This is a genomic window from Priestia sp. SIMBA_032, assembly GCF_046535215.1.
Lineage (GTDB): Bacteria > Bacillota > Bacilli > Bacillales > Bacillaceae_H > Priestia > Priestia aryabhattai.
On the sequence record NZ_JAWRXD010000028.1, the window covers coordinates 26,461 to 38,217 of the forward strand.

The following is an 11,757-nucleotide window of genomic DNA, read 5'->3' on the forward strand; positions in this document are numbered from 1 at the left end:
ACATTTAAATCAGTTGTACAATAACTTCAAATAAAAGTACTATAATTATATTTAAAATATTCAAAAAATCACAGTTACAAATTCATGCAGAAACACTTCTAGCTTTTCTAAACAGCAGTATCATTACGAATGACGTAAGCCTTATTCTTTTTATGATCAAACTGGCCCTCCCATTTCGTAATAACTACTGTTGCTAAAGCATTTCCAAATACGTTAAGAGCAGCTCGGCCCATATTTAAGAGAAAGTCAATTCCTGCGATAAAAGCCAAACCTTCAAGTGGTAGACCCGCAGCTGCTAAAGAGGAGAGGAGTACTACTAATGCACCGCCGGTTACTCCGGAGATTCCTTTGGAAGTAACTGCAAGAATTAATACTAATGTAATTTGTGCACTTAATGACATATCGATTCCATAAAGCTGGGCAATAAAAAGGGAACTAATAGCCAAATATATACAAGATCCATCCGTATTGAAGGAATATCCAATTGGAACAACAAATGAAACGACGGGTTTAGGGCATCCGTATTTCTCTAACTTACTCATTACTTGTGGTAGAGCAGATTCGGCACTTGAGGTAGAAAAAACAAGAAGTAATTCATCCTTTAAAAGTTTGATAAATTCGATAAAATTGATTTTAAATAATTTGGCTACTAATCCAAAGCAGACAATAAAAAAGACCAAGTACGCTCCATAAGCTGTAACAATTAATTTCCCTAATGGAATCAGAGAAGCTACACCAAACTTGGAAATAGTTACACCAATTAGCCCAAAAACTCCGAATGGCGCAACTTTAAGGACAAACGTAACCATATGGAACATAGCTCCAGAAAAAGTTTTGAAAAAATTCAACAAAGGCTGCCCCTTTTCTCCCATAGCAGCGATACTTAGACCTAATAAAATGGCGAAGAAAATAACAGGTAAAAGATCCCCTTTTGCCATTGAGTCAACAATATTCGTTGGAACAATATTCGTGAAAAACTCCAAATGACTCTCTTTTTCCATTTCCTGTTCAGATGCCATGTAATTTGATATGTCCCCTTGTGAAAGCGCATTCATATCAATACCTGCACCAGGTTGAAAAATGTTTGCGAATAGTATCCCAATTACAATTGCTATAGTGGTAGCCACTTCAAAATACAGAATAGTTCTAAACCCTAATTTCCCAAGCTTCTTGGCACTACCTAATCCAGCAATGCCAACCACAACACTTGAAAACATAATGGGAACTACAACCATTTTAATCAAATGCATAAAGATGTCCCCTATTGGTTTTAGGTAGGTATCGACGCCAGGATGTTTGTAAAATACTAATCCAACGATGATACCAGATATCAACCCTAGCAAAATTTGAATAGGAAGTGCTATTTTTTTCATTGCTATTATCCCCCTATTTGTTTTATTCTTTAATATACTTCTGAAAGAAGTCTCTTTTCTCAGGCACGTGAAGGGCATACCTCAATATTAAGGGGGAAGATGAATGCCAGTTAGGTGACATCCTGAAGACCTTTATTTCCCCCTTAAATTTAATGCATTCAAACTAGGAATCCTGTGCGTGTTCTTTAACAACCTAACAGATAAGGTCATGACAGGTTGTGCGTTGCTACGCAAAATGTTTGCACCATCATTTGAGTCATAGACGAAAACCAAGCTACTAGGACAAATCCAGCGACAATCTTTTTATGGACCTTTGAAACTAAGGAATTAACTCAGTCATTTTCTCTTCATTTTAAGGGACATCCCCAGAATCCCTACCTCAAGCAAAGCTAAGTGGAGGGAGTCCACAGGTGTTCTACTATCGTTCTATTGTTCGATATTTAGCGATTTCTTGTTCATAAAGGTCCTTTCCATGTGCATCATAGACAACTAAAACAGGGAAATCCTTGACAACAAGTTCACGGACCGCCTCTGGCCCTAGATCTTCATAGGCAACTATCTCCGCGGATTGTATCTTATCACTTAAAAGAGCAGATAACCCGCCAACGGCAGAAAAACAAATAGCTTTATCATTTTCACATGCATCTTTAACAGATTGACTACGAGGTCCTTTTCCAATCACGCCCTTGACCCCGTATTCAAACATAGCTGGCGTATAGGGGTCCATACGAGAAGCTGTTGTAGGGGCGATAGATCCAATGACCTGTCCAGGCTTAGGTGGTGTTGGCCCAGCATAAAAGATGATATGGTTTCGTAAATCAATCGGCAGTTGTTGATTATTTTCAAGGCGCTCCAGAAAACGCTTATGCGCAGCATCTCTTGCTACATAAATAACTCCATTTAAAAAGACTTCATCTCCTGCATGTAATTTTAAAATGTCTCCATTAGTAAGTGGTGTTTGTAGATATACTTTAGCCATTATTATGCACCCTCTTTTAAAAAATTTAGATTACACATGATTTTTTACGTGCAGCATGACATTGGATATTCACGGCTACTGGAAGAGCAGTGATATGACAGCCATAGGTTTCAGCAGCTACCCACAATGCAGTATTTGTACCCCCTAATCCCTGGGGACCAATGCCGGTCTTATTAATATCTTCGATTAATTCTTTTTCTAATTGAGCAATATGCTCTTCAGGATGATGGTCACCAATCTCTCGTAAGATTGCCTCCTTAGCTATCTCTGTTACTTTATCAAAGTTCCCACCAATACCAACTCCCACAACGATTGGTGGGCATGCTCTTCCACCCGCAGCTTCAATAGTGTCTAATACAAACTTCTTAACCCCTTCTACTCCTTCTCCAGGAAGTAGGAATTTCATGGCACTCATATTTTCACTTCCACCACCCTTAGGCAATACAGTTAATTTGATTTGGTCACCAGAAACGATTTTAGTGTGTATTACACCGGGAGTGTTATCGTTTGTGTTCTTTCTGAGTAATGGATCTCCTACAATAGAATTACGTAGATATCCTTCTTTATAACCTTTTCGGATACCCTCATGAATACTAGTTTCAAAATCTCCTCCTTCAATGTAAACATCTTGGCCCACTTCAGCAAAAACGACAGTAAGTCCTGTATCATGACAGTAAGGTCTATCTTCTTTGGCTGCTAACTGAGCATTTTCAATAAGCTGGTCAAGAATTGATTGTCCTAAAGGGGACTGTTCTGTCTCCCTAGCCTTATGAAATCCTTCTACAATATCTTCTGGCAAGTTATAGCAAGCCTCCCAGCAAAGTACTGCGACAGCATTGCGAATTTGTTCTACAGAAATCTTTCTCATTTTTCATCCATCCTTTATGATATTTAACTTTCATGATATTAATCTTGCAAGATTTGTGCCAAAACGACAAAGATGACAAAAAAATAGAGAAAAAATAAAAAAATAGAGGGATTATAAAGTAGAGAGGTTTCTTTCAGAACAGTAGTTAAATCCATAATTTAAGAGATTTTTTCACACCTCAAAAAAAGTTTTTTAGCTCAATTAGCAAAATGAGGATGCAGTTTTTAACAATAAAAAAAGGAGCGTGATTACCCCTTTATCTTCATTATTATTTCATTATTGAATTTTTTATTTCATATTTGAAATCATTCTTAATTACAGGTGAATTATTATGAAAAGTTAATATAAGTATTGCTAATGAGAAAAAAAGGAGCGTATAATCGCTCCTTCACTTTTGGGAATTTAATTTTTTGGGGGATTTAGCTTTCTCCATAATGTAGTTTTACTAATGTTATAGGTTTGACATAAACTTTCTTTGTCTCCGTTGTATACATCCAACAGTTTTCTCCAAATTTCTGTTTCCATTTCTCTAATGTCACTTGAAATCTCAACCTCAAGTTTGTTAGTTGTGCTCTTTCTCTTTCTTTTATTTATATATTCCATCAACTGTGAAACATGATTTTGCGTAAGTTTTTCCTCTTGAGTGCAAATAATCAAACGATGAATAGCATTTTGAAGCTCTCTAGCATTGCCCAGCCATTCATGATCTAACAAAGGAAAGAAAACATCTGTATTTTCCCAAGATAAATTCCGTTTTTCTCGTGCCATTTCTGTTTTCAGAAAAGAAACACTCAAAGGTATAATATCTTCTTTTCTATAACGCAAAGGAATTAAATCTAATTCCAAGGTACTCAATCTATAATATAAATCTTCTCGAAAGTTTCCATCCTCAACCAAATCATATAATGATTTATTGGTTGCACATATAATCCGAACATCAATAGGAATAATACGATCTGCGCCGATTCTTCTTACTTCTTTCTCCTGCAAAACACGCAACAATTTCGCTTGAAATTGAGGTGAAATCTCCCCGATTTCATCCAAAAAGAGAGATCCACCATGAGCTAATTCAAACAGACCTGACTTGCCTCCCTTGAGCGCCCCAGTAAACGCTCCCTCCACATATCCAAAAAGTTCGCTTTCTAGTAAATTCTCATTGAGTGCAGCGCAATTGACAGAGACAAACGGACCCTTATGTCTATTACTTGCATTATGAATACTTTGGGCAAATAATTCCTTTCCTGTTCCTGTTTCTCCATAAATTAATACGGTCCCTTCAGACTTAGCATATAACCTAGCTTCCGAAATGACTTTCTTCATTTGACTATTCATGGTTACAAAGTCTTCAAATGTATTTTTAGCAATCAGACCACGATCACTTAACCGTTTTCTTATATTTAATTCAAGGTTTTGAATTTTACTAATTTCTTGATATATTCCTACGGAGCCTTGGAAGACAGAATCTATATAGATTGGTATCTGATTCACTACTATCTTTTTTCCATTGTCTGTAGTATGTAATAAATTACGTTCTTCCTTTTTTCCTTCTATTAGTTTAAGTAAACGTGGATCCTCAAAACAATCAGAATATTTCTTGCCTACAATGTCTTCTTCGGCAAAGTTGAATATTCTTTTTGCAGAATTATTATTTACTTTAATGATACCGTTCGGATCGATCGTGAGCACTCCATCATTAATTACATTAAGAATAGATTGCATCTCTTTGATCTGCGCTCTTTCTCTTGTCTGTGCCCGAAGAACGTTCATAGCTGTTTCCAATGCCATAAGTAAGGATTCTTCACCGGACTTGAGCAAATGGCCATGAACTTGATGTTGAAGAGCAATTTGTGTAGCAACTCTATCTCCAATAATGGCTTCTACTTTTTCATTTTGAATTAACCTTTTCACTGTATCTGCAATTTGACCACTTACATCAGTTTCAAATATCAATTGTACTTTATCAGACAATTCCAATGTATGATTTGTCTGAGATAAGATATTAGTAGGTGTAATAACTGCAATTTTTTTATGCCCACATTTAATAACAGCACTAATAGCCTTTAAAATATCCGATGGCGTAACGGGTACATCAATGACAGGCAGCTCTAACAATTCTCGAAGGGATTTGGCAGTACCCCCTCTTGAAATGACAACACGTGTTGACGGATTAATTTGTTGTTGGTAGGGTATGTCAGGTTCACCTAAAATAAGTGAGAATTTAAAATCCGTTTTTTTACGAAGCCGTACCGCATCTTTTGCAAGCTCCGAATACGGAGCAATAATTAAAATATCCTCCACTCTCATCACCTGCTGTCCAATACTCATTTTATATCCATACTCTAATTCAACTAAATATATTAGTCAAATTATCTAAAGTTATTACTTTTAATCGTACAGTTTATTGAATTAACTTGATACAAAATATACAGCTATTCACTACTTGGCATAATGTTATTCCTAGAAAAAACATTATGGTAACTAAAGATGTATACCATATACAGCTTAAAAACAGAAAAACCTATCTCTTCCCAGTCAAAAGAGGTAGGTTTTTTCTGTTGCAGAATTTAGTTATATGAGTCGATGTTTGGGACATCTTGAGTAGTTTGCTCAAGTTGCTATTTATTATCCATTTATAGTGGGTGAAGAATATAAATTAATTTCTTTTACTGTTTATTTGTACTAAAAGGTTGGTAAGAAAGATAATAGCAAAGGGAACAATGCAAACAATGAAGATCTCACGAAAAATCATATAAACTTTATTATTCATTAATATTGGATCCACCTTTAGATTTTAGAGTAAACATTCTAGGGTTTCTTAAGTAGTAGAATGTTCGAATAAAAGAAAAGTATTCATAATGATGAGTATGTTTACTAAAAGTGAACATATATGTTCAGGTTTAAAGAACACGATGTTCAAGAAAATAAACATCATGTTTAAAAGTTGCATCAGCTATGCAACCCTTAGATAGCAAATTTGCAATATCCTATTGCACAGGTAAAAGAAAAAGCAGGCTTAAGCCTGCTCTTATAGCCTTAAAGGCTATTCTATGGTTAAGAAGTGCGTATTAATTTTTGTGAAGGCTCTTGATGTAAATTTTGAAACTGTTGAACAGCTTCTGTCATAGATAGTGTATTCAACTTCTTTAAGATACTTCTTCTTTGATTTCTAATCGTGCCCTTTTCTTTATGGAGCATGTCTTGTATTTCTGAAATAGAATGACCGTCAATAGCAAGAGCAAAGACCTCTTGTTCGGTTTTAGTAAGCTGGTTCATAAATATTTTCTCTTTCAGGATTTTGTATTCTTCTTCTGGACTCTTCAGTCGTGCAACTTCATCAACTAAATCAGACGCTATAATCAGGATATTTTCAATACCCATTAATAGTTTTTCGCTTTGATCCATGATAAGGCCCTCCTATTTTTTGAGGGCAACCCATGCTATAATAAGGTTGGGATGATTTATCGTAGCACTGGGGTGCTTCCTTTGCAGAGGAAGTGCCCTTTTTATTTTATTTAATTTGAACTTGTTGCATTCGATTGTTCCTTCAAAAGAAGCCGTTTTTTATTTCTGTGGATCGATTCCGTTTATGGAAGCCACTCTGAAAGCACTGAATAGATGGGATGTACCAAATGAACAGATTCATTATGAGGTATTTTGCCCTGTAGCCATTTTAGGAGAAAAATAAATAATATAGAACTCTAACTGTTTCTGTTATGTAAAAATAAAGCCTCTGATAGGTATAAAAACTTCAGAGGCTTTTTATACTTCTGATGAGTGAATTTTTAAAATAAGGTCGATTGTTCTTCTCTACAATCGTCGATTAAGAAATTATTTGTACCTTTTCTAAATGCCTATGAATCATTAAATGCCCCATCCAGAGCTGATACTTCTCTAATGAACTACTATTATACCAATAATGTCGAAATCTTCTTCTATAAATATTTCTTTCTACAACATTAATCCAATTTACTAAAACCTATTTCTGCAAGGGCTTGTTCCAATGTGGCCTTAGTTTTTATGGTTCCTAATTCAATACCTAAACTAACAATTGTTTGAGCAATTTCTGGACGTATTCCTGTTATCATCGCTTTGGTACCAATAAGCTGTAAAGCTTTTACAATTTCAATAATATTGTTTGCTACCATGGTATCTACGATAAGAACACCAGATATATCAAGTATTAAATAATTCAGTTGTAGCTTAGCACCTTTTTCTAAAGCCGTTTCCATAATAAGTTGCGCACGATGCGTATCAATTTGTCCAACGATTGGCATAACGGCTATTCCTTTAGAAAGAGGAACCATAGGGACGGATAATTCCTCCAAAGCCATGTAAGCAAGTTTCATTTGCTCATTATTATGAGCTTCATAAATGTCAACAAATATATGATTAATTTCATCAATAAAAGGATCGATTATTTTGCTAACATCTAGCATAGTAATAGGCGCAAATTTTCTTTGTTGTAGCTCTTCTGTAAAAACATCCCATATAACAGTGCGAAAGAATGTTAACGACTTTAGAATTTGACTTAAAGAAAGTCCATTTTCAACAGCTATTTTTCCTATATCCACAGCCCATTTAGTTACTTTTTGAGAAACTATTGGTTTCTCCTCGAATAAAGCTTCTCCTAAATACTCAATAATTTCTGCTCGCCATTCTAAAATTTTATCTTCTTCTCGATGAATAAGTTTATGATTATATTCCGAGTCTAAAAGCGCAGAGAAATTCCTAGCTAACTTTTCTTTACTCTCGATGATTTTATTACCTATATATAACAATTCATCCTTCATTCTCTTCATTTCCCCCCTTCAATAACGTCATTGGTTCCTCATTCGGTAATAGTAACTTATATTATACGGTATACAATGGGCTATCAGACAGAAAAGAACATCCAAATAAATTTTTTCACTTAGTTTCTAAAGGAGACGTTATGTAAAAAAGGATCCTATCATAAAAGAAATAAAGCCTTTTAGCATGTTGTTTCCTATAAAATCCATTACTTAAACTAAGTTTGTATATCATAGTCATCTTAAAAAACAGAAAAACCTATCTCTTCCCAGTCAAAAGAGGTAGGTTTTTTCTGTTGCAGAATTTAGTTGTATGTGTCAATGCTTGGTCACATCTTGTGTAGTTTGCTCAAAATATAGGATATTATGCATTTTTTGGAATCTATTATTTTTAGTTTCAAGACATTTTGGGTACTTGAAAAAGCAGCAAGTAAAACAATAATCCAAAGTACAGATTCTTTCTTGATATCCGTATCTCGAATATTCATTCAATCAAGTAGATGCTTTTTAATTCGACTTATTTCTCTGTTTGTTCTGTGTGCCACCATAAGGAATCTTTTGGATTTTCAACAGCCTCTTTATACTCAGCCTTAGAAGCAACTGTTGGGTAAGAACCTTTTAAAGATTTACCTGCAGTATCCTTAAATAGCGTTAACACAACGATTAAACCAATTAAACTAACTGCTAATAAATAGAATCCAGGCGCCAAATTATTTCCTGTCACATGAACTAACCAAGAAGCAACTAAAGGCGTTGTACCACCAAAAATAGAGACGGATATGTTGAATGTCCATGATAATGTACGGTATCTAATGTCAGTATGAAACAACGTAGGTAAAGATCCTGGCATAGTACCCTCGTATACTGATAAAACAATGCCTAACATTAAGAGCCCTATAAATAAGAAAGGCATACTTCCCATATTAAGAAACTTGAAAGAAATAATTGAAAGTACAATTCCTAATGCTAATCCAATTGATATAACTTTTTTATTTCCTAACTTATCTCCTAGCTTACCAAAAGTGATAGCGAAAGGTACCATAATAATCAATACAATTGCTGTAATCGGTGTACTTATAGTATCACTTATGCCGATATTTTTATCTAAATAAGAAGGCATATAACCTAACAGTAAGTAATTAGTTATATTGAAAAATGCCACAAATACGATACATAAAACGATATCCTTCTTACATGTTTTAATGATTTCTACTAAACCTGGCTGTTGTTCTTGGTTTTCAGAAAGGTCATTTTCAAAAATTGGTGATTCATCTAAATGACTTCTCAAATATAAACCGAATAACCCTATTGGAATGCTCAAAAAGAAAGGAATTCTCCATCCCCAACTATACATTTGAGCCTCAGATAACGTCCAGAAAAGCACTGTAGCTAAAATAGAAGCTAGTATGTAACCAGACAATGTACCAATCTCTAAACCACTACCTGCTCTTATACGTTTATTATCTGGAGAAGACTCGGCAATATATACCATTGCACCAGCATATTCTCCACCTACAGAAAAACCTTGTAAGATACGAGCTAAGAGTAATAATATAGGAGCCCAGATACCAATCTGGTCATATGTAGGAAGGACACCTATTATTAAAGTAGATAAAGCCATCATTAAAATAGTAGTCGTTAATACTATTTTACGACCAAATTTATCACCAATCTTACCAAAAATAATTCCTCCTACTGGTCTAAGTAAAAAGGCAATTGCAAATGTAGCAAAAGTGAATATTAACTTTAATTCATCATTTTGAACTGGACTGAAAAAGTTTTGGCTAATAATAACTGCTAAATAAGAATATAAAGCAAAATCAAACCATTCCATCGCGTTCCCTACGCCTGTAGCAAACACACTCTTCTTAACTTGTTGTATATTTACAACGTTAATTTTCTCTTTATTAAATTTCATTACTTCAACTCCAACTATGTGATTCGATACCCTGGTGTATTCTTTGGAAAATCCCGACCCGAACTTCCCTGTTATTAATAGTAACATACTTTTTTGCGACATTCAGAGAGGGTGCTTTGAAAGAACGAGGGATAGTATAAAACTTAGTTTTTAATATTCCCGGAGCATTTGCAAGATATCCGGCTAAAATAAATGATGGAAATCCTCCATAAAAGATTGAAATAATTAATAAATAAATGCTTGTAAATTTAAAATAAGTGGCTAATTAAAACGACTTATCGTTTCCAATATTGGCTGATGAGGAGTTGAACGTCAAAATTATTTGATATGTTTTGTAATGGGGTGGCTGCTCTTTATAGAGACCATAAAGAATCTTTTTATTTTCTTGTTGGTGAACAAAAAAACTACTTTATTAACAGCAACAAACGAATTCATTTAGCCCCCCTACATCAACAGAAATTAAGAAAATTGTGCAATATAATATGTAAGAAAAAACTTAAAATCTCACTCATAAAAAGCAGCGAAATCAAATAAGATTTGGCTTCTTTTTAGTATTTAGTTTTTAGAAAGAGATATTGTGGTAATTATAAATGAATATATTATGCCTTTTATTACACTTAGCCTTTTACTTTCAGATGGAGTAAAAGATAAAAATTGTTATTTGATAAGATTTATTGAAATGAACGGAGAGTATTTAAATGCAGGATGTAAAATTTAATTATCTAACTGAATTATGTTTACGGTATCAGCAAGACGACTTTTACGTTGAAGAAATTCCTCTATCTATTTTGTCAAAAGTAGATAAGAGATTCGAAATTCCACAGCACGAGAAAATTATTGCAGTTCTTGACTGTACAATATTAGGCTTTGGAAAAGCAGGCGTTTGTTTTACTGATAAGGGACTAAGGTGGCGAAGCGTAGGTAATGAAGTAGGTAGCATTGAATGGATTGAATTTAGTGAAGTAAACCAATTCAAGGTTCAAAATGAAGTAGAAATATATTTTGATCAAAAGAAAGTCTTTTTGTTGGGTGGAGGAAGTAATTATCCAATTCCATTATTCATAGAGCTTTTGACAACTTTAAGAGATGTCTTGAAACAGTTTTCGTATGAATTACTTTTGAAGCAGCATAGTATACCTTCTTCAGTAACTTATAATGAGCTGAAAAACATAAGTACATTATTTGAAAAATATGAAGAAGCATTTGAACCTAATAATGGCCTATTAGTAGATAAACATATATCTACAGAGTTAAAAAAGAAAGTAATAAAGTATTTCGATTTCCATGTTAATAAAGGTATTGTTGCTTTTTTACGTACGTTTTCTTTAAAGAAGACAGATGGAATTGCTATTTGCGATAATGGGATTTATTTCAAGGAAACATTCATATCCCTTTATTATCCTTGGTATGTATTCCGAAATTTATCCTTCTATTTATTGGAAGATGATCTAGTCATTGGGAAAGATAATGTTTTTCATCTTACTCATTCTAAAATGAATGGTTCGGAGGTTTTACTTTTTCTAAAAAAACTGCAGAAGCACGCTAATTTTGTGTATGAAGGCGTTCCTAGCGTAGTTGATCTCGATTGTATTAATAGTAAAAGCTAAAAATAACATCATGTATTAAGACCCACTTCTGAATAATATATTACCCTAGAGTAAATTTTAATTGATTCCTATGGCTCACATTATGAAACTAACTTTGTATAGAGTATACAGCTTAAAAACAGAAAAAACTACCGTTTGGATGAACTGAACCCCAATTGTTAGACAAAGAAACTCTAATGATTGGGGTGCTTTTATGTCAAGACATACATTTGAAGATAAGTTGAA

At 34.1% G+C, this 11,757-nt stretch carries 8 protein-coding genes; 1 reads left to right on the forward strand and 7 read right to left on the reverse strand.

Annotation, left to right across the window (positions count from 1 at the left end; genetic code table 11):
* Window positions 1-107: 107 nt before the first annotated feature.
* The 7 genes from SB717_RS30415 to SB717_RS30445 all read right to left on the reverse strand — a co-directional run bounded on the left by SB717_RS30415 (window position 108) and on the right by SB717_RS30445 (window position 9,925).
* A complete protein-coding gene (locus SB717_RS30415; RefSeq protein WP_410906321.1) occupies window positions 108-1,373 on the reverse strand; it encodes a cation:dicarboxylate symporter family transporter in 1,266 nt (421 codons plus the stop codon).
* 418 nt (window positions 1,374-1,791) lie between these two features.
* Complete coding sequence (locus SB717_RS30420; RefSeq protein WP_410906323.1) at window positions 1,792-2,352, reverse strand: FumA C-terminus/TtdB family hydratase beta subunit; 561 nt, start codon at window positions 2,350-2,352, stop codon at window positions 1,792-1,794.
* Between the two features lie 25 nt (window positions 2,353-2,377).
* Window positions 2,378-3,220, reverse strand: a complete 843-nt coding sequence (locus SB717_RS30425) for a fumarate hydratase (RefSeq protein WP_098980376.1) — start codon at window positions 3,218-3,220, stop codon at window positions 2,378-2,380.
* Between the two features lie 402 nt (window positions 3,221-3,622).
* Window positions 3,623-5,518, reverse strand: a complete 1,896-nt coding sequence (locus SB717_RS30430; protein ID WP_410906325.1) for a sigma 54-interacting transcriptional regulator — start codon at window positions 5,516-5,518, stop codon at window positions 3,623-3,625.
* A gap of 753 nt (window positions 5,519-6,271) precedes the next feature.
* Window positions 6,272-6,622, reverse strand: coding sequence for a LuxR C-terminal-related transcriptional regulator (locus tag SB717_RS30435; protein WP_410906327.1), 351 nt, complete (start codon window positions 6,620-6,622; stop codon window positions 6,272-6,274).
* Window positions 6,623-7,176: 554 nt separating this feature from the next.
* Window positions 7,177-8,010, reverse strand: a complete 834-nt coding sequence (locus tag SB717_RS30440) for an STAS domain-containing protein (protein ID WP_221790613.1) — start codon at window positions 8,008-8,010, stop codon at window positions 7,177-7,179.
* 514 nt (window positions 8,011-8,524) lie between these two features.
* Window positions 8,525-9,925 carry an MFS transporter gene (locus SB717_RS30445; protein WP_221790615.1) on the reverse strand — a complete coding sequence of 467 codons (1,401 nt, stop codon included), beginning with the start codon at window positions 9,923-9,925 and terminating at the stop codon, window positions 8,525-8,527.
* A gap of 698 nt (window positions 9,926-10,623) precedes the next feature.
* Here SB717_RS30445 and SB717_RS30450 point away from each other — a divergent pair.
* A complete protein-coding gene (locus SB717_RS30450) occupies window positions 10,624-11,532 on the forward strand; it encodes a hypothetical protein (RefSeq protein ID WP_410906329.1) in 909 nt (302 codons plus the stop codon).
* Window positions 11,533-11,757: the final 225 nt, after the last annotated feature.